Annotated in this window: 23 protein-coding genes; 13 read left to right on the plus strand and 10 right to left on the minus strand. The window is 58.1% G+C overall.

Going from position 1 to position 20,840, the window contains the following annotated elements; genetic code table 11:
• A partial coding sequence (locus tag TM5383_RS16620) for a reverse transcriptase domain-containing protein (protein WP_156415736.1) occupies positions 1-1,299 on the plus strand: 1,299 nt, incomplete at its 5' end.
• A gap of 113 nt (positions 1,300-1,412) precedes the next feature.
• Here the strand turns inward: TM5383_RS16620 and dalA are convergent.
• A complete protein-coding gene (gene dalA, locus TM5383_RS13505; RefSeq protein WP_058319584.1) occupies positions 1,413-1,985 on the minus strand; it encodes a divisome-associated lipoprotein DalA in 573 nt (190 codons plus the stop codon).
• 167 nt (positions 1,986-2,152) lie between these two features.
• On the opposite strand from dalA, the gene TM5383_RS13510 reads away from it, so the two are divergent.
• Together TM5383_RS13510 and TM5383_RS13515 are read left to right on the plus strand one after the other, a co-directional pair.
• Positions 2,153-2,755, plus strand: a complete 603-nt coding sequence (locus tag TM5383_RS13510; RefSeq protein ID WP_058319585.1) for a L,D-transpeptidase — start codon at positions 2,153-2,155, stop codon at positions 2,753-2,755.
• A gap of 143 nt (positions 2,756-2,898) precedes the next feature.
• Positions 2,899-3,081, plus strand: a complete 183-nt coding sequence (locus tag TM5383_RS13515; protein WP_058319586.1) for a hypothetical protein — start codon at positions 2,899-2,901, stop codon at positions 3,079-3,081.
• A 180-nt stretch (positions 3,082-3,261) separates the two neighbouring features.
• On the opposite strand, the gene hemH is transcribed toward TM5383_RS13515, so the two are convergent.
• A complete protein-coding gene (gene hemH / locus TM5383_RS13520) occupies positions 3,262-4,329 on the minus strand; it encodes a ferrochelatase (RefSeq protein WP_058319587.1) in 1,068 nt (355 codons plus the stop codon).
• A 108-nt stretch (positions 4,330-4,437) separates the two neighbouring features.
• The gene (locus TM5383_RS13525) at positions 4,438-5,292 is read right to left on the minus strand and encodes a methyltransferase domain-containing protein (protein WP_231725162.1); all 855 of its coding nucleotides are present in this window, start codon (positions 5,290-5,292) and stop codon (positions 4,438-4,440) included.
• Positions 5,293-5,306: 14 nt separating this feature from the next.
• On the opposite strand from TM5383_RS13525, the gene TM5383_RS13530 reads away from it, so the two are divergent.
• The 4 genes from TM5383_RS13530 to TM5383_RS13545 are packed head-to-tail and all read left to right on the plus strand — an operon-like array spanning position 5,307 to position 7,683.
• Entirely contained in the window at positions 5,307-6,131 is an 825-nt protein-coding gene (locus TM5383_RS13530) for a ComF family protein (protein ID WP_076400129.1), read from the plus strand.
• 10 nt (positions 6,132-6,141) lie between these two features.
• A complete protein-coding gene (gene grxC, locus TM5383_RS13535) occupies positions 6,142-6,399 on the plus strand; it encodes a glutaredoxin 3 (RefSeq protein WP_058319588.1) in 258 nt (85 codons plus the stop codon).
• A 10-nt stretch (positions 6,400-6,409) separates the two neighbouring features.
• Positions 6,410-7,246, plus strand: coding sequence for a carbon-nitrogen hydrolase family protein (locus TM5383_RS13540; protein ID WP_058319589.1), 837 nt, complete (start codon positions 6,410-6,412; stop codon positions 7,244-7,246).
• Entirely contained in the window at positions 7,243-7,683 is a 441-nt protein-coding gene (locus TM5383_RS13545) for a MarR family winged helix-turn-helix transcriptional regulator (RefSeq protein ID WP_058319590.1), read from the plus strand. Before TM5383_RS13540 ends, TM5383_RS13545 begins: the two co-directional genes overlap by 4 nt.
• Here the strand turns inward: TM5383_RS13545 and TM5383_RS13550 are convergent.
• From TM5383_RS13550 to ubiG, 3 genes are all read right to left on the minus strand, one after another.
• The gene (locus TM5383_RS13550) at positions 7,680-8,273 is read right to left on the minus strand and encodes a hypothetical protein (RefSeq protein ID WP_058319591.1); all 594 of its coding nucleotides are present in this window, start codon (positions 8,271-8,273) and stop codon (positions 7,680-7,682) included. The two genes, TM5383_RS13545 and TM5383_RS13550, sit on opposite strands and share 4 nt — an antisense overlap.
• Positions 8,274-8,387: 114 nt before the next feature.
• A complete protein-coding gene (locus tag TM5383_RS13555) occupies positions 8,388-8,705 on the minus strand; it encodes a YciI family protein (protein WP_197407413.1) in 318 nt (105 codons plus the stop codon).
• Positions 8,706-8,735: 30 nt separating this feature from the next.
• On the minus strand, positions 8,736-9,488 hold the full coding sequence (gene ubiG, locus TM5383_RS13560; RefSeq protein ID WP_058319592.1) for a bifunctional 2-polyprenyl-6-hydroxyphenol methylase/3-demethylubiquinol 3-O-methyltransferase UbiG: 753 nt from the start codon (positions 9,486-9,488) through the stop codon (positions 8,736-8,738).
• 49 nt (positions 9,489-9,537) lie between these two features.
• Between ubiG and pip the strand changes: the two genes are divergently transcribed.
• From pip to infB, 5 genes are all read left to right on the plus strand, one after another.
• Positions 9,538-10,521, plus strand: a complete 984-nt coding sequence (pip, locus tag TM5383_RS13565; protein ID WP_058319593.1) for a prolyl aminopeptidase — start codon at positions 9,538-9,540, stop codon at positions 10,519-10,521.
• A gap of 149 nt (positions 10,522-10,670) precedes the next feature.
• Positions 10,671-11,264 carry a ribosome maturation factor RimP gene (gene rimP / locus TM5383_RS13570; RefSeq protein ID WP_058319594.1) on the plus strand — a complete coding sequence of 198 codons (594 nt, stop codon included), beginning with the start codon at positions 10,671-10,673 and terminating at the stop codon, positions 11,262-11,264.
• A gap of 2 nt (positions 11,265-11,266) precedes the next feature.
• Positions 11,267-12,889, plus strand: a complete 1,623-nt coding sequence (nusA, locus tag TM5383_RS13575) for a transcription termination factor NusA (RefSeq protein WP_058319595.1) — start codon at positions 11,267-11,269, stop codon at positions 12,887-12,889.
• A gap of 25 nt (positions 12,890-12,914) precedes the next feature.
• Positions 12,915-13,535 (plus strand): RNA-binding protein, encoded by a 621-nt coding sequence (locus TM5383_RS13580; protein ID WP_058319596.1) that lies wholly within the window; start codon positions 12,915-12,917, stop codon positions 13,533-13,535.
• A 10-nt stretch (positions 13,536-13,545) separates the two neighbouring features.
• Positions 13,546-16,029 (plus strand): translation initiation factor IF-2, encoded by a 2,484-nt coding sequence (gene infB / locus TM5383_RS13585; protein ID WP_058319597.1) that lies wholly within the window; start codon positions 13,546-13,548, stop codon positions 16,027-16,029.
• A gap of 164 nt (positions 16,030-16,193) precedes the next feature.
• Here infB and TM5383_RS16910 read toward each other — a convergent pair whose 3' ends face one another.
• The 4 genes from TM5383_RS16910 to TM5383_RS13605 all read right to left on the minus strand — a co-directional run bounded on the left by TM5383_RS16910 (position 16,194) and on the right by TM5383_RS13605 (position 19,047).
• Positions 16,194-16,331: a hypothetical protein gene (locus TM5383_RS16910; RefSeq protein WP_197407414.1), complete on the minus strand. Its 138-nt coding sequence runs from the start codon at positions 16,329-16,331 to the stop codon at positions 16,194-16,196.
• 167 nt (positions 16,332-16,498) lie between these two features.
• Complete coding sequence (gene mutT / locus TM5383_RS13595) at positions 16,499-16,930, minus strand: 8-oxo-dGTP diphosphatase MutT (RefSeq protein ID WP_058319599.1); 432 nt, start codon at positions 16,928-16,930, stop codon at positions 16,499-16,501.
• Positions 16,931-16,953: 23 nt separating this feature from the next.
• Positions 16,954-18,180 (minus strand): bifunctional glutamate N-acetyltransferase/amino-acid acetyltransferase ArgJ, encoded by a 1,227-nt coding sequence (argJ, locus tag TM5383_RS13600; protein ID WP_058319600.1) that lies wholly within the window; start codon positions 18,178-18,180, stop codon positions 16,954-16,956.
• Positions 18,181-18,186: 6 nt separating this feature from the next.
• A complete protein-coding gene (locus TM5383_RS13605) occupies positions 18,187-19,047 on the minus strand; it encodes a peptidylprolyl isomerase (protein WP_231725165.1) in 861 nt (286 codons plus the stop codon).
• Between the two features lie 177 nt (positions 19,048-19,224).
• Here TM5383_RS13605 and secA point away from each other — a divergent pair.
• On the plus strand, positions 19,225-20,840 hold a 1,616-nt coding region (secA, locus tag TM5383_RS13610; protein WP_082645492.1), incomplete at its 3' end, for a preprotein translocase subunit SecA.

The raw sequence follows: 20,840 nt of genomic DNA on the forward strand, positions 1-20,840 counted from the left end.
TACGAACCGACTCCTGCAGTGAGATACACAATACCAAAACCAACTGGTGGATTTCGCGAGATTATGGCGTTCTCCATCCCTGATACGGCGCTAGCTAACATCTTGTTCCGAGCTGCAAGAGACAGAAACCGAAAACGAATGTCTCCTTTCTCATATGCGTATCAACCTGATCGCAATGTGTTCGATGCCATCATTGCTCTTGGGCAATATCGCCCAGATGGAAAGCTGATCGCAGTACAAATTGATTTCGAAAAGTATTTTGATTCAATCCCAAGAAACTATCTTGAAAAACTCATCGACGACGAAGGAACAGTAAGTCTTACTCCGCATGAACGCTTTGTATTTAAAAAATTCCTAAGACATAAATTTGGCGGCTCGGTCGATTTCTGGAGTAATAATTTTCAAAAGCGGCATAGAGGAACCCCTCAGGGCAATTCGCTTTCTTTGTTCTTAGCAAACCTAGCAAATGACCCTTTAGATAAAAAACTATCCAGGCAGGCTGGACGTTTTGTTCGATTTGCTGATGACGTTGTAGCATTTTGCGATCGTCACGAAGACGCAGAGCTCATTTCACACCGATTTGAAGAACATTGCGAGAGTAGTGGGCTCCGTATTAACCGCGCAAAATCTCCGGGCATCGCGGCTGTTTCAATCCATAAGCAAGAAATTAGGACTATTTCTGAATTTAAATATCTTGGTTATTCACTTTCGGGCGAGGGGCTTAAAATGCCCGCTGAGAAGGTTCGGCAATACCAAAAAAAGTTTTCACGGCTTACACATATATATCTTATCCAGCCGTTAAACTTTGGTTTTCGTTCAGATCGAAGTTCTGCAGTTGGTGGTTTCGATTGGGAACTGCTTGGGCTAATTTCGGAGATCCGACGTTCCATCTATGGCGGATTAGATGAAAGAGACATTCAACAATTTATTTGGCATGGACGTCGATTAAAGAGAATGCAGGGCCTGATGGGTTTTTATTGCATACTTGAAGATTGCCGCCGCCTTAGAATTCTTGATGGTTGGATGGTTAACCACATCAGGAGAGCAATGGTTCTTAGGAACAAAATCTTGGCCCAAAGATATGGCGCGTCTTGTCCGACGCCCACGAATTCGCAACTTATTTCAGGCTCTTGGCTTAACCTTGCTGCATGGAACGGCTCACCCGATGAAGTGGAGGCTGGCTTGCCCAGTTTTGTACGAGGTTGGCGAGCCGCCCGAAAACACTATCTCACTTTCGGATTGGAGGATGTTCAACCTCCTGAATACGGCGGAGACTCCAGTTTAAATTTTGTTATCTAGTTTTGGTGGTCCCACAAACCAGCGAAAAATCAATCTACAATTTTACCACTTCCCCCATCAAAAAAGGCGCCAACTTTCTGTGGCGCCTTTCTCAATTCTCTCTCATTGACCCCTTACTGCGTCGGGCCGGATAGGTCCGCGCTGGGGATGGGGGCGGAGACGACTTGGGGGCCGCTGGAATCACCCATCACAAGGGTCCACCAGATCTTGCCGTTGCTTTCCTGAAACCAGGCAAAGCCCATATCGCTCGCCTCGGGGGCGGTGATGACGCGGCGGGTGTCGGGCTGTTCCATCCAGGCGCCCAGCGTCTCAATCTCGGTCTCATAGGTTTCCGAGATGTTTTCGCCCACCAGCGCGCCCAGATAGCCAACACGGGCCACACGATCCAGCGGCGACGACCCGTCAGAGCCGAAGTGCCACGGGCGGTTCTGCACCGCCATGTCGCGGGCATGGGTTGCGGCGGCGGCGTTTAGCTGGGCGTTCAGCTGTACCTGATCACTGCCCGCCGCCTGACGCAGGGCGTTGACCGAATCGAGCATGCGGAACTGAATGGCAGACACGTCACTGGCGCGAATGCGGTACAGTTTTGGCAGCGGTTTGCCATCTGGCCCCAGTTGGGCGGGTGTTTCCGCGCAGGCAACCAGCAGGACAGAGGCCAAAACACTCAGGCAAATAGAACGCAGCATGTGATCGATCCAAAAAATTTCATTTCCGGTGGTCTACAGGCTGAAGCGTTGTGTTTCAAACCCACATGCGCGTGAAGTTGCACGATGACAGGCGTTTGATTTGCGACTGCGGCTTTCGCGCCATATTATGCCGCCAAAGATTGATTGCGCTCTGACGAGGATATTCCATGACCAAAACACCGTCTTTCCTGCTGAACCGCCGTGGCTTTCTGGCGGGCAGCGCGGCGCTGATCGGCACGCCTGCGATTGCGCAGAGCGTCGCCGAAGCTGACACCACCGAGATCGAGGCAGAGGTTTCTCAATCTGTGCGTCGCAACATTTCCAGTTTCCGTTCGCTGGATTGGCGTCCCTATTTCAGCAATCTGAAAAATGGTGCGATCCTTGTCGACCTTGATTCGCGGGCGCTGCACTACTGGTCCGAGGATGAAAGCATCTACAAACTGTACCCCTCTTCGGTGCCCTTGACCGAGGATCTGACGCGCCGTGGTCGCACCAAGGTGACCCGCAAGGTGGATGGGCCCAGCTGGCGCCCGACCCCATCAATGAAAAAGCGCAATCCAGACTGGCCGGATTTCGTTGGCCCCGGTCCTGATAATCCGCTGGGTACCCATGCGCTGTATCTCAGCTGGACCTATTACCGAATCCACGGAACGCATGATACGCGCAAAATTGGGCGTCGCTCATCCAATGGGTGTATCGGTCTGTACAATGAACATATCGCTGAACTGTTCGGGATGGCCAAAGTGGGCACTCAGGTGTTGCTTATTTGACCACATTTTGACGGAAGCTGCCGAAATCTCGCCAAGAGGTATTTGCAATTGAAGGCCAATTGTAGTTTAGACGGACCCACAAGGACGTCTTGCGCCTGGTTTCAGGCAAACATTAAACCAGGTAAATATCTCTGGAGGATACTATGAAAAAACTCGTTCTCGCCGCCGCACTGACCGCCGCTGCATCCACCGCATTTGCAGGTAACATGGCTGAGCCGGTCATGGAAAAAGAAGTTGTTGTAGAAGCAGCAACCTCGTCCTCGTCCGCTGGCATCATCGTACCGCTGGTTATCCTGGCCGTACTGGCCGCAGCTGTTGCCGACTAATAGGCACTAGCAGCGACGACGCTGAATTAAGGCGGTGGGGTGACCCACCGCCTTTTTCGTGTCCGCTGTGTCGCTTGGTCGTGTCCCTAGATCCGCACGACCGGTGCGCAGCGCACAAAACAAAAGGCGCAGGCCGATTTGGCTGCGCCTTTTTTACGTTTGGGGGGCGGGCTGGTTGGTTTAGACCTCGATCCAGCCTTTCAGGTTGTCTTCAACAATCTGGGCCAGCGCATCCATGTGGTCATCGCGATCATTCAGGCAGGGGATATAGGTGAAATGTTCGCCGCCCGCCTCTTCGAAGCTTTCTTTGATCTCTTCGTTGATCTCTTCCAGCGTTTCAATGCAGTCAGCAGAAAACGCAGGGGCGACCACGGCGATGTGTTTTTTACCCTCTTCCTTGGCCAGACGCGCGACCTCTTCGACGGTGTAGGGACGCAGCCATTCTTCGCGGCCAAAGACCGACTGGAAGGTGGTTTTGATCTGCGTGTCATCCCAGCCCAGCCGTTCCTTTAGCAGGCGGGTCTGTTTCTGACATTTGCAGTGATAGGGGTCGCCCTGCATCAGATAGCGTTTCGGCATCCCGTGGTAGGACACCACCAGCATTTCCGGCTTATTCTCGGCGGCAGCGTAGGCTTCTTCGATCGAGGTGGCCAGCGCTTCAATATAGGCGGGGTTGTCGAAATATTCCGGCACGGTGCGGGCGGCGGGTTGATAGGTTTCCTGCATCAATGCGCGGAAGAATTGGTCGTTCGCCGTCGCCATCGTGGCGCCCGCATATTGCGGGTAGAGCGGGAAAAACAGGATCTTGGTGCAGCCCGCCTCGACCATCGCCTTTACTTTGGACTCGGTCGACGGGTTGCCGTAGCGCATGCAGAAATCGACCATGACCTGATCGCCGTAACGGTCCTGCATCCGCTGCGCCATGGCAGCGGTCTGATCCTTGGTGATGGTCAACAGCGGGCTTTCGTTCGCCTCCTCGTTCCAGATCGAGCGGTAGGCCGCACCGGATGAAAACGGGCGTTTGGTCAGGATGATCAGCTGCAACAGCGGCTGCCATTTCCATGACGGCAGGTCGATGACCCGTTTGTCGGACAGAAATTCGTTCAGATAGCGGCGCATCGACCAGTAATCAGTGTTGTCCGGCGTGCCAAGGTTGGCCAGCAGCACACCGATCTTGGGGCTGGGCACCTTGGGGTGATCCTGATCAGCGTGGGCGGGTACTTGGGCTGTGGTCTGGGTGTCCAGCATCATAGCGTCCTTCGTTCAATCTATACGGTCCGCAGGGCGGGCTCTTTATCTCGTCTTTGCTGCAAGTTTGCGGCCATTTACTGGGACATAACCGCTTTGCCCCGCAGGTCAATCGGGCAGCTTGGTTTCTTGGGTATTCAATGCCTCTGCCAGGCGCATTGTCGCAGATCCGGGGCGTTTGGGCTGTGGTTGGCTGGCATCCGGCGCCCATCCGGTGAGGAAGATCAGCTCATAGGTCGCATGAATGCGCCCGTCGGCGTCAGCGTGGTGATCGTGATAAATCTCAGCCGCGCGGCGCAGCACGCTGGGGCGGGTCGGGCGGCGCAGGCGGGCGTGGAGCGCGTTTGCCTCGCCCATCGCGCGTAGGTCACGCATCAGGTGAAACGCGGTCTGATAGCTGACATCCAGCGGCAGTGTGTCCGCCACCGGCAGCGCAAGGCCCGCGCGTTGCAACAGCGCGCCCAGATCGCGGATTTCCGCCATCGGCAGGATGCGAGGGCTGAGGCCACCGGCCTGTTCCACCTCTGCCTCTGCCAAGGCGGCACGCAGTTCTGCCAGTGTCTGACCGCCAAAGCCGACCGACAGGAAAAATCCATCGGGCCTGAGCGCACGGCGGCATTGGATCAACTGGCCCACAGGATCATTGGCCCAATGTAGCGCCATCGCGTGGATTACCAGATCATGCGCTTCGACCTGCAGATCCAGTACCTCGTCATCCGCCACAATCCGCGCATCTGGGAAGGCCGCCTGCCACAGGTCAGGGAATCCGGTGACGATCGCAATATCGGTAAACGTCCTGTTAACCAGGCCAAGGCGATACTGCACCTCATCTATCGCGGCCTCTTGCACGAAGAGGGCGGGGGTGTCCGCCGCCAGCGCGCGGGCGCGGTTGCGCACCAATGCGGTGCGGTCGGTAAGGCGCGGCGCCTCGTCTGCGGTGTTGGGCATTTTGAAATCGCTCATGCGGGGTAAATAGAATGGCTGAGACATTAATTCAAACCGCAGTGTGCCAATTCGCAGCGCCGGTGCTGAACCGGTTGGCCCGTGTCATCTATCCAGCGCGGTGTTTGCATTGTGGTGACATGGTTGAACCAACAGATGGTTTGTCGGTGGGGCTATGTCCGTCCTGCTGGCGGGAGGTGGCCTTTATCGGTGGATTGACCTGTGATGCTTGTGGGGTGCCTTTGCCCGGTCAATCGGATCGGGCAGAGCTGTGTGATGACTGCTTGTCCAATCCCCGCCCGTGGTCACATGGCCGCGCGCCGCTGCTGTATAAGGGTAAGGGGCGGCATCTGGTCATGGCGTTGAAACATGGTGACCGGCTAGACATCGCGCCCGTTGCAGCCACGTGGATGGCGCGCATGGCAGGGGATTTGATCCAGCCTGATACGCTGATTGTCCCTGTGCCGCTGCATTGGCGTCGGCGGATCGCGCGGCGGTATAATCAGGCGGCATTGCTGGCGCTGGGCGTGGCGAAACGGCTGAACCGCCCCTGTTGCCCTGACCTGATTCAGCGCCACCGCGCCACGCCATCTACGCGCGGGCAGGGGCGTGCGGCACGGCTGACCCAGATGCAGGGCGCGTTCCGCATCCACCCCAAACGCGCCCATCTGCTGCGCGGTCGGCCTGTTCTGCTGGTCGATGATGTGATGACCACCGGCGCAACACTGGCGGCAGTGGCTGAAACCTGCAAAGATGGTGGTGCAACACAGCTATCGGTTCTGTTACTGGCGCGGGCGCAGAAGGCACCCTACATAGGCAAGATCGAAAACACTGCCCAAGACACAACCGAAGACACTTAGGAAACGCCCAATGCCCAACGTCGAAATCTACTCCTCCCCGCTGTGCGGCTTCTGCCATGCGGCCAAACGCCTGCTGAACCAGAAGGGTGTGGAGTTTACGGAATACAACGTCCTGACCGATCCCACGCTGAAACCGAAGATGATTGAACGCGCCAATGGTGGCCGCACCGTGCCGCAGATTTTTATCGACGATGTGCATGTGGGTGGTTGTGATGACCTCTACGCACTGGAAAGCGCGGGCAAACTTGACCCGCTGCTGGCGGCCTGAGGGTAAGCCTATGCAGACCAAAGCGGCCCTGATTCAGCTGAACGCCTCTGACGATCCCGTCGCCAACCTGCCGGTGACCCAAGGGTTTATCCGTGAGGCAGCGGCAGGCGGGGCCCGCTTTATCCTGACGCCGGAGGTGACGAATTGCCTGTCATCCTCGCGCGCGCACCAAAATGCGGTGCTGCAACATCAGGACGATGACCTGACCCTGCGCGGTCTGCGCGAAACGGCGGCAGATCTGGGGATCTGGCTGCTGATCGGATCGCTGGCGCTGAAAACAGGCGATGCGGATGGCCGGTTTGCCAATCGGTCGTTCCTGATCGGTCCCGATGGCGGCATCTGTGCGTGGTATGACAAAATCCACATGTTTGATGTGGACGTGTCGCCCACCGAAACCTACCGCGAATCCGATGGCTACCGCCCCGGCGAGCGCGCGGTTGTCGCGGACACGGACTTTGGCCGTATCGGCATGACCATCTGCTATGATGTGCGCTTTCCTTATCTGCACCGAACGCTGGCCGATCACGGCGCCACAATCCTGACTGCACCTGCCGCCTTCAGCCCCGTAACCGGCGCGGCCCATTGGGAACCGCTCTTGCGCGCGCGGGCGATTGAAACGGGCTGTTACGTTCTGGCGCCGGGTCAATGCGGTAGCCATGACAGCCACAATGGCAAGACGCGGAAAACCCACGGACATTCCATTGCGATCAGCCCATGGGGGAAGGTGTTGGCAGAGGCGGGCGATCAGCCTTGCGTCACCTTTGTTGATCTTGATACTAGCGCGGTAGATGAGGCGCGCCACAAGGTGCCCTCGCTCACTCATACGCGAAAGTTTTCAGGACCGTGACCACCGACCCCTATCCTCTGGCCATTGCGCTGTTCAGTGAACTACTGACGGCGGACCAGCTGGTACGTAACCGCCTGTCCAAGGTGTTGCCCAAGGGGATGGAAATCTCGCACTTCTCAGTATTGAACCAACTGGCGCGGATCAGTGACGAACGCACCCCCGCGCAATTGGCCAAAAGCTTTCACGTCACCCGTGGTGCGATGACCAACACGCTCAGCAAACTGGAATGGGCGGGGTATATCCACATTCGCCCCGACTGGGATGATGCACGTCGTAAATTGGTGGCTATCAGCCCCGCAGGTCGTCAGGCACGTGATGCGGCGTTGGCAGGGATTTCTCCGATGATCCGCGAAGTGGTTGGCGAACTGGGCGAAGATAAGGTGCGCGCTGCCTTGCCGATCCTGCGTGAACTGCGCCTGAAGCTGGAAGAAGACTAAGCTTCGACAAACCCCTGTTCTGCCCGGTGAAATCGGTTGTTCACGCGGCACTGCGTCACCGCATTTTGAAAGGCGCGCCGGCTCACCGGCAATTTCAGTTTCACATCACACAGCGATAGTTGTTCCAGACCAAAGACGTTGTGTGGTTGCTGTACGCACATCAATACGATGGTCAGTTGTGGGCAACTGACACGCAATGCGCGCAAGGTTTCCAGTACAATTTTCCGGTCCAGACCGTCATCAAGATGCACAACCAGTGCATGCCAATCCGTCGGTGCGCGCAAGACTGTTGAAACGGCTTGTTCAAACTCAGGGGTTTCGACGGCTTGCACGCCGACCTCTTCGGTCCAGCGCGCCAGCTGTAATCTTTTCGCCGCTTCGTGACACACAATCATCGCAGGCCCAGTGTGCGGGGTAGGGCGCTGCAGTGGAAATGTCGACGCAACACTATTTACCCCACCCTGCGTGTCGCTGGTGGTTTCATGCCGTTCAGGGCCGGTACTGGCGGATGTCCCCCCGTCAGGTCCAGCGAATTCCGGTGCGTCGCGCAGCTGCACCTCTGGTGCAGATGGCGGTTCTGGCTGTGTCACGTTGGGGTCCAGAAATGTGTCTTAGCTACGCTTACGTTAACACAAATCCAAAATTCTCGCAATGCGCGTGATGTCTTGCCTGGTGCCGATCAGTGGCTGCGTTATCGCCGCTGATCAGATCAGTGCCGCATTCAATGCCTCGGCCAAGCCATCTTGAACCGTGCCAGCCCAGAATTCGGTGACTGTGATCTGCGCCACGCCAGAAGTTGCGAAGGGATCATTCGCCATCAGCTCTTCGACCGCCGCTTTGGACGTACCGCGTGCTAGGATAACGCCACCGGTGCGCGGCATTTTGCGCCCCGCGACCAGAAAATCGCCGTTCGCAAACCCGGCGCCAACGAATTCCATATGCGCGTCTAGCTGTGCCATCACCGCATCGGTTTCGGCGATATATTCGATATCCACCAGAAAAATGCTCTTGGGATCACTCATGCCCCGCCCCTTTCAATGTTCCAAAAATACTCAAGAAACCTGCGGCTTCACGCTGGCGGTTACATAGTTCACCGACAGATCCCGGTCTGAGATTTTCCACTGCCAGCTCACCGGGTTAAAGACGAAACCCTTGCGGTCCACCGCCTCCAGCCCTGCGTTGGTGATCAGGGAAAACAGCTCATCCGGCGTGATGAACTTGTTCCACTCGTGCGTGCCCTTCGGCAACCAACGCATCACGTATTCCGCGCCGATGATCGCCATGGCAAAGCTCTTGGGATTGCGGTTGATAGTCGAACAGATAATCAGCCCGCCGGGTTTCAGCAGCTGCTGACAGGCGGTCAGATAGGCCAGCGGGTCGGCAACGTGTTCGACCACTTCCATGTTCAGCACCACGTCGAACTGTTCGCCAGCGGCAGCCATCTCTTCGGCCGTGATGTTGCGATAGTCGATCTCCAGCCCTGACTGTTGCGCATGGACCTGCGCCACCGGAATGTTGCCAGCCGCCGCATCGGCGCCCACCACCGTGGCGCCCAGGCGCGCCATCGGTTCGCTCAGCAATCCACCACCACAGCCAATATCCAGCAGGCGCAGGCCTTCGAATGGGTGATCTGTGCCAAGGTCGCGGTTAAATTCCGCCGCGATCTGGCGTGTGATATAATCCAGACGGCAGGGATTCATCAGGTGCAGCGGTTTAAACTTGCCCTTCGGATCCCACCATTCGGCGGCCATCGCTTCGAATTTGGCGACTTCGGACGGGTCAACTGTGGTCTGAGCGGTTTGCATTCTGCTCTCCATATGCTCTTTTAGGTCTGCGCCACTATATAGGACGGTTATGGACAGATTCTCGGGCCAAAAAAGCGCAGTGCATTATCTTTACCCGCCGATCGACCCGTTTGATCAGCGTATGCTGGACGTGGGCGATGGTCACAAGGTTTATCTGGAACAAAGCGGCAATCCAAATGGGATTCCGGTGGTGGTGCTGCATGGCGGCCCCGGCGGCGGCTGTAGCCCCAGCATGCGCCGCTATTTTGATCCGCAATATTACCGCATCATCCTGTTTGATCAGCGCGGGTGCGGGCGCTCGCGGCCCTATGCCTCGGTCGAAGATAACACCACTTGGCATCTGGTCGCGGATATCGAACGGATCCGCGAAGAGCTGGGGATTGACCAATGGTATGTCTTCGGCGGCAGCTGGGGCGCGACGTTGGCGTTGATCTATGCTGAAACCCACCCCGATCGTCCGCTGGGCCTGATTCTGCGTGGGGTTTTTCTAGGCACCAATACCGAGCTGGAGTGGTTCTACGGCGGCGGCGCTGGGCGGTTCTGGCCGGAAACTTGGGCGCGGTTTGCATCGCTGATTCCTGAGGAGGAACAGGGGGATTTCATCGCCGCCTACCACAAACGCCTGTTTGGCCCTGACCTGCGGGTGCAGACCCAATATGCCAAGGCCTGGGCGGAATGGGAAAACGCACTGGCGTCGGTTCATTCCAACGGTTACGGCGGCGACGCGCCGGGTGAATACGCACGGGCCTTTTCTAGGTTGGAGAATCACTATTTCCTCAACCGTGTGTTCCTTGAGGAAGACGGCCAGATCCTGCGCGATGTGCACCTGATTGATCACATCCCTGGCGTCATCATTCAGGGCCGCTACGATATGATCTGCCCACCGGAGGCGGCGTGGAACCTAGCCCGTGGTTGGCGCAAAGGAGAACTGCGCATGGTCCGCAACGCTGGTCACGCCCTCAGCGAACCGGGCATCAGCGCCGAACTGGTGCGGGTGATGGACCAGATCGCCGAGGCTGGCGGGTTGGGGTGATTCTTGCCGCTGCATAAGGGGGATCGTGCCGCCCCCTTGCAATTTACCAACCACAGGCGTATATCCCCCTCAACAGCGGCGCGTTGGGAACAACGCTCCACCGGGAAAGATCGACGGGCCGCGGGCCCGTTTTTTTGTGTTTGGATGATATGACCAACGACCTGATAGCCAAAGCTGCGATGGATCGGCGTCTTGCCGAAATCGTGTCCCCCGTTGTCGAAGACATGGGGTTTGAACTGGTGCGCATTCGCCTGATGAGTGGCAAGACCGCCACCCTGCAAATCATGGCAGAGCGTCCCGAAGGTGGGATCGAAGTGGACGAATGCGCCCGCATCTCGACCGCCGTGTCTGCCGTGCTGGACGTAGAGGATCCGATTTTGGATCACTACACCCTTGAGGTTTCCAGCCCCGGCATCGACCGTCCCCTGACCCGTCTCAAAGACTTTGAGACCTACGAGGGTTATGAGGTCAAGGTTGAGACCACCGAACTGATCGACGGTCAGCGCCGTTTCAAAGGTGTGCTGGCAGGTGTCGAGGGTGAAGAGGTCCTGCTGAACCTTGAGCGTGGCGATGAAGAAGTGACCGTTGGTCTGAACTTCGACTGGCTGTCTGACGCCAAACTGGTTCTGACCGATGAGCTGATCAAGGAAATGCTGAAACAGCGTAAAGACGCTGGCCTGATCAACGAAGAAGAATTTGACGAGATTGAAACCGACGAATCCGGTTCTCAGGAGGATGAATAAAGATGGCAATTACCTCTGCTAACCAGCTGGAACTGCTGCAAACCGCCGAAGCGGTCGCCCGTGAAAAGATGATCGACCCCGGTCTGGTGGTCGAAGCGATGGAAGAATCGCTGGCCCGCGCGGCCAAGTCGCGTTACGGCGCCGAAATGGACATCCGCGTTTCCATCGACCGTAAAACCGGTCGCGCCACCTTCACCCGCGTGCGTACCGTGGTCGAAGACGAAGAGCTGGAAAACTATCAGGCCGAATTCACTGTCGCGCAGGCGCGTCAGTACATGGAAAACCCCGAGGTAGGTGACACCTACGTCGAAGAGGTTCCGCCGGTAGAGCTGGGCCGTATCGCCGCACAGTCGGCCAAGCAGGTGATCCTGCAAAAGGTCCGCGAAGCAGAGCGTGACCGTCAGTTCGAGGAATACAAAGACAAGGTTGGCACCATCATCAACGCCACCGTCAAACGCGAAGAGTTTGGCAACGTTGTTGTGGATCTGAACGGTCGCGGCGAAGCATCGCTGCGTCGTAACGAAAAGATCGGCCGCGAAAGCTACCGCCCGAACGACCGCGTGCGCTGCTACATCAAGGATGTGCGCCGTGAGACCCGTGGTCATCAGATCTTCCTCAGCCGGACCGCGCCTGAATTCATGGCCGAACTGTTCAAGATGGAAGTGCCGGAAATCTACGAAGGTATCATCGAGATCAAAGCCGTCGCCCGTGACCCCGGTTCGCGCGCCAAAATCGCGGTTGTGTCCTTCGACAACTCCATCGATCCGGTGGGTGCCTGTGTAGGTATGCGCGGCAGCCGTGTGCAGGCCGTTGTGAACGAGCTGCAGGGCGAAAAGATCGACATCATCCCGTGGAACGAAGATGTGCCGACCTTCTTGGTGAACGCGCTGCAACCGGCAGAGGTGTCCAAGGTTGTTTTGGACGAAGATGCTGAGCGTATCGAAGTTGTTGTGCCTGACGAACAGCTGAGCCTGGCCATTGGCCGTCGTGGTCAGAACGTGCGTCTGGCCTCGCAGCTGACCGGTCTGGACATCGACATCATGACCGAATCGGACGAATCGGCCCGTCGTCAGAAAGAGTTTGAAGAGCGCACCAAGCTGTTTGTTCAGACGCTGGACGTTGACGAATTCTTTGCCCAGTTGCTGGTTGCCGAAGGCTTCACCAACCTCGAAGAGGTGGCCTATGTTGAAATCGACGAACTGTTGGTCATCGACGGTGTTGACGAAGACACCGCCAGCGAACTGCAGGCCCGTGCCCGCGACTATCTGGAAGCACAGGCAAACGCCGCCATCGAACGCGCCCGTGAACTGGGTGTCGAGGACAGCCTGTTCGCATTCGAAGGCCTGACCCCGCAGATGATCCAGGCGCTGGCCGAAGATGACGTCAAAACGCTGGAAGACTTCGCCACTTGCGCGGACTGGGAGCTGGCCGGCGGCTGGACCACCGTGAACGGCGAGCGCACCAAAGACGACGGTACGCTGGAACCCTTCGGTGTGACCCTTGAGGCCGCACAGGACCTGATCATGACCGCCCGTATCACCCTTGGCTGGGTAGATCCGGCAGAGCTGGAAGCCGAAGAAGAGGCCGAAGGCGAAGACGGCGCCGCAGAGGAGGCCGAGGCCTGATTTTCAGGCCTCGGAGGCTAGTCGCATGGGGCGCGGCGGAAAACCCAAGGACCGGGAAAACGGTCCTGAGCGCAAGTGCGTTGTCACTGGCGAAGTGCAGCCTAAGTATGGGCTGATCCGCTTCGTTGTGGGTCCGGACGGCCAGATCGTGCCGGACCTCGCTGAAAAACTGCCGGGGCGCGGTATCTGGGTCAGTTCTGACCGGAACGCGCTGCAGCAAGCGTCAAAGAAAGGCGCGTTTAACCGTGGCGCCAAACAGCAGGTCACGGTGCCAGAGGATCTGGTGGATCAGGTTGAGGCGATGCTGGTGCGTCGTGTTGTCGATCTGATCAGCCTCGCCCGCAAGACGGGGGATGCGGTCACCGGCTTTGAAAAGGTCAAGGACTGGCTGGTCAAGGATTACGCCGAAGTGCTGATCCAGGCCTCTGACGGTTCGGGTCGCGGCAAATCGAAACTACGTACGCCGGAAGGCGGATCGTTCATTGGTTGGCTCACTGCGGATGAGCTGGGACAGGCCTTTGGGCGACAAACTGTAATTCATGTGGCCCTAGGCGCTGGTGGTTTGACCCATCGTGTAGTAGAGGATGCCGCAAGACTTAAGGGTATACGCACCCGTGGTGGCGACGATGACCACCGGAAAGGATGAAGAGAGCCAGATGAGCGAAAACGACGGTAAAAAGACTTTGGGAGTTCGTGGCGGTGCCCGTCCGGGTAATGTGAAGCAGAGCTTCAGCCATGGCCGCACCAAAAACGTCGTGGTGGAAACCAAACGCAAACGCGTTGTGGTGCCCAAGCCCGGCGCAGCCAAACCCGGCGGTGGTCGTCCCGGCCAAGCGGGGGGCGATCCCTCGAAACGTCCGGCGGGCATCTCCGACGCGGAAATGGAGCGTCGCATGCGCGCGCTGCAGGCGGCCAAGGCCCGTGAGGCCGAGGAAGCTGAAAAGCGCGCTGCCGAAGAGAAAGCACGCGAAGAAGAGCGTCAGCGTCGCCGCGAAGAGGCCGAAGCCAAAGAGCGGGCCGAACGTGAGCGTGAAGCAGCCCTGAAAGCCAAGGCTGAAGAAGACGCACGCAAGAAGAAAGAGGCCGAAGAGGCCGCCAAACGCGCTGCCGCTGAGGCCGCCCAGCCCAAGAAAGAGGCCGCTGCACCTGCACGCAACCTCAAGGCTGCGCCTGCCCCTGCAACGCCCGAGCGCAAGAAAGAGCGCGAAGAGCGTGGTCGCAAAGGCCGTGACGATAACCGCCGTTCCGGCAAGCTGACCGTCAACCAGGCGCTGACCGGTGGCGAAGGTGGCCGTCAGAAGTCGATGGCCGCGATGAAGCGGAAACAGGAACGCGCCCGTCAGAAAGCCATGGGTGCGCCGGTTGAGCGTGAAAAGGTTGTGCGCGACGTTCAGGTGCCTGAGGCTATCGTGGTTTCGGAACTGGCGAACCGTATGGCCGAACGTGTGGCTGATGTTGTGAAATCGCTCATGAAAATGGGCATGATGGTCACACAGAACCAAACCATCGACGCCGACACCGCGGAACTGATCATCGAAGAGTTCGGCCACAACATCCAACGTGTCTCCGACTCGGATGTTGAAGATGTGATTCAGCAGGTCGAAGACAATGACGCCGATCTGAAATCGCGTCCGCCGGTTGTGACCATCATGGGCCACGTTGACCACGGTAAAACCTCGCTCTTGGACGCGATCCGCAACGCCAAGGTTGTTTCCGGCGAAGCGGGCGGCATCACCCAGCACATCGGTGCGTATCAGGTGAAAACCGACAATGGCGCGGTTCTGTCGTTCCTCGACACGCCGGGCCACGCGGCCTTTACCTCCATGCGTTCGCGCGGTGCTCAGGTAACGGACATCGTTGTTCTGGTTGTTGCAGCTGACGACTCGGTCATGCCGCAGACGATCGAGGCAATTAACCACGCCAAAGCGGCGGGTGTGCCGATGATCGTTGCGATCAACAAAATCGACCGTCCCGCGGCCGATCCGCATAAAGTGCGTGCAGAACTGCTGCAGCATGAGGTGATCGTTGAAGAGATGTCCGGCGACGTGCAGGACGTTGAGGTTTCGGCAATCACTGGTCAGGGTCTGGATGAACTGCTGGACGCGATTGCGCTGCAGGCCGAAATTCTGGAACTGAAAGCCAACCCCGACCGCGCCGCCGAAGGTGCCGTGATCGAGGCGCAGCTGGACGTAGGCCGCGGCCCCGTTGCCACCGTTCTGGTGCAGAAGGGTACGCTGAAGCAGGGTGATATCTTCGTTGTGGGTGAGCAGTACGGTAAAGTCCGTGCGCTGGTCGACGACAAAGGTGCCCGTGTGAAAACCGCTGGCCCCTCGGTTCCTGTTGAGGTTCTGGGTCTGAACGGCACCCCCGAAGCGGGCGACGTTCTGAACGTGGTTGAAACCGAAGCGCAGGCGCGTGAGATCGCGGAATACCGCCATAACGCCGCCAAGGAAAAACGCGCCGCCGCCGGTGCCGCTGCAACGCTGGAACAGCTGATGCAGAAGGCAAAGGACGACGAGAATGTGCAGGAACTGCCCATTCTGGTGAAAGCCGATGTACAGGGTTCTGCCGAAGCGATCGTTCAGGCGATGGAAAAGATCGGCAACGACGAAGTGCGCGTGCGCGTTCTGCACTACGGTGTGGGTGCGATCACGGAAACCGACGTTGGTCTGGCCGAAGCCTCCGGCGCGCCGATCATGGGCTTCAACGTGCGTGCAAACGCATCGGCCCGTAACACCGCCAACCAGAAGGGCGTGGAAATCCGCTACTACTCGGTCATCTATGACCTGGTGGACGACGTGAAAGCAGCCGCATCCGGCCTGCTGTCCGCAGAGATCCGCGAAAACTTCATCGGTTACGCGCAGATCAAAGAGGTCTTCAAGGTTACTGGCGTTGGCAAGGTTGCTGGCTGTCTGGTCACCGAAGGCGTGGCGCGTCGTTCCGCAGGTGTTCGCCTGCTGCGCGACAACGTGGTGATCCACGAAGGCACGCTGAAGACGCTGAAGCGCTTCAAAGACGAAGTCAAAGAAGTGCTGTCCGGTCAGGAATGCGGTATGGCGTTTGAAAACTACGACGATATCCGTCCCGACGACGTTATCGAAATCTTCGAACGTGAAGAGATCGAGCGTAAACTGGACTAATCGCGACGCGATAATTGAATTAGGCCCCTGCCATCGGCGGGGGCCTTTTCGTTTGTAGGGGCGGCATTTGCGGGGGCCTGACCTTGTGTTGAATAGCAGCCAAAAGAAAAGGGAGAGCGGCGCGCTCTCCCTTTTCGAAGTCATAGATTTGGCGTGTGTCTCGTTTACGCGGTGGCCGCGCTGACGGGCGTGCCCGTAAACATCCGTTCGCCAACCCGAACTGTCATTTTACCGTTCGGCAAAGTGCGGACAAAGTTGCCCTGCACAGAGATGTACTTCCCAATAGAAATCGTCTTGATCATGTCTCTTCCCCAATTAAAGACGTTTTCAGGTTACACTAACTTGCTAACGAAGCTAGAGGGAAAAACGGAAATTATCCACAGGCCTATACTTAAGAGGCAACCCAATATCCTTATTGTGGGGGTGGTTCCGGAGGGAAATCTGCGGGTTGCCTAAATTAAATGCGCTTTTACAGCCAGTCGCGCAAAATAGGGATCAAGGGAATATCCGCAGGCGGCATCGGATAGTCACGCAGGTCGGCCGGACGTACCCATTTCAGCACCTGACCTTCGCGCGGCTGGGGGATGCCGTCCCACTTGCGGCAGGCGAACAGCGGCATCAGCAGGTGGAATTTTTCATAGGAATGGCTGGCAAAGGTCAGCGGAGCCAGACAGCTTTCCCAGGTATCAATGCCCAGCTCTTCTTGTAGCTCGCGGATCAGGGCGTGTTCAGGGGTTTCGCCCACCTCGACCTTGCCGCCGGGAAATTCCCACAGGCCAGCCATGGATTTGCCCTCGGGCCGTTGGGCCAGCAGGATCCGCCCCTCTTTGTCGATCAGGGCGACGGCAGACACCAGAACGGTTTTGACGGGCGCTGTGGTCTGTTGTGCTTGATCACTCATGAGGGGCGGTTCCTTATTTTGTCTTACGAACGGTAGTCGGCGTTGATGGTGATATAGCCGTGAGTCAGATCACAGGTCCATGCGGTGGATGTCCCATCGCCCAGCCCCAGATCCACGCCGATCACCAGATCCTGCGCCTTCATATAGGCGGCACCGGCCTCTTCGGTATAGCTCTCTGCGACCCAGCCGTTTTCCGCGACCACGATATCGCCAAACCGGATGGTCAACAGATCGCGATCCGCCGCCGCGCCGGATTTGCCGACAGCCATGACGACGCGGCCCCAGTTCGGATCCTCACCCGCCACGGCGGTTTTGATCAGCGGGGAATTGGCGATGGCCATCGCGTGGGTGCGGGCATCGGCATCAGTTGCGGCGCCGGTGACGCGGACCTCAACAAACTTGGTCGCGCCTTCGCCGTCGCGCACCACCTGATGCGCCAGATCCAGCATCACGTCATGCAGCGCCTGTGCGAAGGTGTCGTTGCCGTCTACATTCACACCAGACGCGCCTGTCGCGGCCAGCAGCAGCGTGTCAGAGGTGGAGGTGTCGCTGTCCACGGTGATGTTGTTGAACGTCTTGTCCGTATGCGCGCTGAGCATCGCCTGCAGCGCAGGGCGAGAGGCGACAGCGTCGGTAAAGATATAGACCAGCATTGTGGCCATATCCGGCGCCACCATGCCCGATCCTTTGGCGATGCCAGCGATGGTCACGGGTTTGCCGTCAATCATCACCTCGGCACAGGCGCCTTTGGCGAAGGTGTCGGTGGTCATGATCGCCTGCGCCGCACCTTCCAGTCCGTCGGCCTGTTGCGCCGCCGTCAGTTCCGCCAGTTTGGCGGTGATGCGGTCATGGGGCAGGCGTTCACCGATCACACCGGTGGAGGAGGTAAAGACACGGTCCTGCGGCAGGCCGGTTTCAGCGGCCACTGCGGCACAGATCGCGTCAACCGAACCTTCACCCGCCTTGCCAGTGAAGGCGTTGGAGTTGCCAGAGTTCACGATAATCGCCGCACCCGCATCGCTGTCAGCGCCGATTTTTGCCTGACAGTCCAGCACGTTGGCCGAACGGGTGGCGGAACGGGTGAATACACCCGCCATCGTCGTGCCCGGCTGCAACAGGGCCAGCATCACGTCGGTGCGGCCCTGATATTTCACCCCCGCAGCGGCGGAGGCAAAGGTGGCGCCCTGAACAACGGGCAGCTCTGGGAAGCTGGCAGGCGCCAGCGGAGAGACAGGGATATTTCCAGCCATCTGTTTTTACTCCGCGTCCAGCGTGATGCTGTTCAGCAATGCGGGATCCAGCGCGTCGGCAGCGCTGCGATCAATGGTGGCACCTGCGGTCAGTTCGGCGATGCGGGCTTCGATCGCTTGCTGTTGTAGCTGGGCGGTCAACTCACCACGTACCTCGTCCAGTGTCGGGGCGGGTTGTTCGCGGACCTCGTTCAGCTTGATCACGTGCCAGCCAAACTGGGTCTGCACTGGATCGGAAATTGCACCCGGTTCCAATGCAAAGGTGGCTTCTTCAAACGGGGGAACCATCATGCCTGCGCCGAACCAGCCCAGTTCGCCGCCGTTGGGACCAGAGGGGCCGGTTGAACTAGCTTTCGCCAGCTCTGCAAAGTCGGCACCTTCACGGGCTTGTTTGGTCAGATCTTTGGCGGTGTCTTCGTCTTCGACGAGGATATGAGAGGCGTTGTATTCTTGCGCCGGCTCAGCCGCGCCATAGCTGGCGTCGTAGGCAGCTTGCAGGGCTGCGTCGGTCACGGCCTCTGCGATCACAGCGTCCAGTGCCAGACCGGCCAGCAGCGTGCGTTCGTGGTTTTCCATCGCCAGCGTTACAGATTTCGGCGCCTCGCCTGCGGCCTGTGACAGGACGGTTTGCTGAACCAGTTGGTCGATCAGGCCGGGCAGCAACACCTCAACCGGCAGCTGCTGATATTGCTGCGGCAGGGACTGACGTGTTTGCAGCACATGGCCCAGCGTGATCTCTGACCCGTTGACGGTTGCAACAACAGAGTCGGCGGTCAGTGCATCCTCGGCCATCGCGGGCTGCATCATGGTGACTGCAAAAGCGGCGGCTGACAGGAAAGTGAGGCGTTTTGACAGGAGATTCGGCATGGGAAAGGCCCTTTGGTGGTGCGCAAAAGGTGCGCAACGTTGACACTGCACCAGCCGCCCCTTACATCGCTTTGAGGCCATTAATTTGCTGGGTTTCGTAATTGTTTTATGCGTTGCGTTCACAAGCGGCAAGCAAATGCGCCACACGTTATAGTCAATGACCGGATCGGAAAGAAAATGTTGGGTTTCGGAACGCTTACCAAGAAGATTTTCGGCACGCCGAACGACCGCAAGGTCAAGGCAACCCGCCCATTGGTGGAGCAGATCAACGCGCTGGAGCCTGAGTTTGAAAAACTGTCCGATCAGGGGCTGATCGACAAAACGGCAGAGTTCAAGGAACGTGTCGCAGGCGGTGAAAGCCTGGACAAAATCCTGCCCGAAGCCTTTGCAAACTGCCGTGAGGCGGCGAAAAGGGCATTGGGTCTGCGCGCCTTTGACACCCAGTTGATGGGCGGCATCTTCCTGCATCAGGGTAACATTTCGGAAATGAAAACCGGTGAAGGTAAGACGCTGGTTGCGACCTTCCCGTCCTATCTGAACGCGCTGACCGGCCGTGGCGTACACATCGTCACCGTGAACGACTACCTCGCCAAACGTGACGCCGAATGGATGAGCAAGGTCTACACCGCCCTTGGCATGACCACTGGTGTTGTTTACCCGCAGCAGCCCGAAGGTGAGAAGAAAGAAGCCTACGCCTGTGACGTGACCTACGCCACCAACAACGAACTGGGCTTTGACTATCTGCGCGACAACATGAAATCCGAACTGTCGGACATTGCGCAGCGCGATCACTATTTCGCCGTGGTGGATGAAGTCGACTCGATCCTCGTGGATGAGGCACGGACGCCGCTGATCATCTCTGGCCCTGCCGAAGATCGCACCGACCTGTATATCGCCATCGACCAGCTGATCCCTGAGCTGGCAGAAGGTCACTACACCATTGATGAAAAGACGAAAAACGTCTCTTTCACCGATGAGGGCAACGAGTTTCTTGAGGAGCTGCTGCTGAAATCCGGCATCCTGCCCGAGGGGCAGAGCCTGTATGATCCCGAAAGCACCACCATCGTTCACCATGTGAACCAGGGTCTGCGTGCGCACAAGCTGTTCGCCCGTGACAAAGATTATATCGTGCGTGACGGCAACGTCGTGCTGATCGACGAATTCACTGGCCGTATGATGGCAGGTCGCCGTCTGTCCGAGGGTCTGCATCAGGCGATTGAGGCCAAAGAAGGCTGCCAGATCCAACCTGAAAACGTGACGCTGGCGCAGGTGACCTTCCAGAACTACTTCCGCCTGTACGACAAGCTGGGTGGCATGACTGGCACCGCCGCGACCGAGGCAGAGGAATTTGCCGAGATTTACGGTCTGGGTGTTGTTGAGGTCCCCACCAACCGTCCCGTCGCCCGTAAGGATGAGGACGATCAGGTTTACCGCACCGCGCGCGAGAAATTCGACGCCTCGGTCAAGACGATCAAAGAGGCGCATGCCAAAGGCCAGCCGGTTCTGGTCGGCACCACCTCGATCGAGAAGTCTGAATACCTTAGCCAGCTGCTGACCGCAGCTGAGGTGCCGCACAACGTGTTGAACGCCCGCCAGCACGAGCAAGAGGCGCAGATCGTTGCCGACGCTGGTAAACTGGGCGCTGTGACCATCGCGACCAACATGGCGGGCCGTGGTACCGACATCAAACTGGGCGGCAACGCCGAGCTTAAGGTGATGGGAGGGATCGCCGCCAACCCCGATGGCGATCACGCCACCATCCGCGACCAGATCGAAGCGGCCCATGAGGCTGA

The organism is Thalassovita mediterranea, from assembly GCF_001458435.1.
Lineage (GTDB): Bacteria > Pseudomonadota > Alphaproteobacteria > Rhodobacterales > Rhodobacteraceae > Thalassobius > Thalassobius mediterraneus.

Coding starts and splice junctions, on each gene's coding strand:
- TM5383_RS13540 (WP_058319589.1), top strand. CDS start 6,410: ATGCAGACCAAAGCGGCCCTGATTCAGCTGAACGCCTCTGACGATCCC.
- hemH (WP_058319587.1), bottom strand. CDS start 4,329: ATGCTGGACACCCAGACCACAGCCCAAGTACCCGCCCACGCTGATCAG.
- pip (WP_058319593.1), top strand. CDS start 9,538: ATGGACAGATTCTCGGGCCAAAAAAGCGCAGTGCATTATCTTTACCCG.
- TM5383_RS13510 (WP_058319585.1), top strand. CDS start 2,153: ATGACCAAAACACCGTCTTTCCTGCTGAACCGCCGTGGCTTTCTGGCG.
- TM5383_RS13525 (WP_231725162.1), bottom strand. CDS start 5,292: ATGAGCGATTTCAAAATGCCCAACACCGCAGACGAGGCGCCGCGCCTT.
- TM5383_RS16910 (WP_197407414.1), bottom strand. CDS start 16,331: ATGATCAAGACGATTTCTATTGGGAAGTACATCTCTGTGCAGGGCAAC.
- TM5383_RS13530 (WP_076400129.1), top strand. CDS start 5,307: ATGGCTGAGACATTAATTCAAACCGCAGTGTGCCAATTCGCAGCGCCG.
- TM5383_RS13605 (WP_231725165.1), bottom strand. CDS start 19,047: ATGCCGAATCTCCTGTCAAAACGCCTCACTTTCCTGTCAGCCGCCGCT.
- ubiG (WP_058319592.1), bottom strand. CDS start 9,488: ATGCAAACCGCTCAGACCACAGTTGACCCGTCCGAAGTCGCCAAATTC.
- dalA (WP_058319584.1), bottom strand. CDS start 1,985: ATGCTGCGTTCTATTTGCCTGAGTGTTTTGGCCTCTGTCCTGCTGGTT.
- TM5383_RS13515 (WP_058319586.1), top strand. CDS start 2,899: ATGAAAAAACTCGTTCTCGCCGCCGCACTGACCGCCGCTGCATCCACC.
- grxC (WP_058319588.1), top strand. CDS start 6,142: ATGCCCAACGTCGAAATCTACTCCTCCCCGCTGTGCGGCTTCTGCCAT.
- argJ (WP_058319600.1), bottom strand. CDS start 18,180: ATGGCTGGAAATATCCCTGTCTCTCCGCTGGCGCCTGCCAGCTTCCCA.
- infB (WP_058319597.1), top strand. CDS start 13,546: ATGAGCGAAAACGACGGTAAAAAGACTTTGGGAGTTCGTGGCGGTGCC.
- TM5383_RS13580 (WP_058319596.1), top strand. CDS start 12,915: ATGGGGCGCGGCGGAAAACCCAAGGACCGGGAAAACGGTCCTGAGCGC.
- TM5383_RS13555 (WP_197407413.1), bottom strand. CDS start 8,705: ATGAGTGATCCCAAGAGCATTTTTCTGGTGGATATCGAATATATCGCC.
- mutT (WP_058319599.1), bottom strand. CDS start 16,930: ATGAGTGATCAAGCACAACAGACCACAGCGCCCGTCAAAACCGTTCTG.
- rimP (WP_058319594.1), top strand. CDS start 10,671: ATGACCAACGACCTGATAGCCAAAGCTGCGATGGATCGGCGTCTTGCC.
- nusA (WP_058319595.1), top strand. CDS start 11,267: ATGGCAATTACCTCTGCTAACCAGCTGGAACTGCTGCAAACCGCCGAA.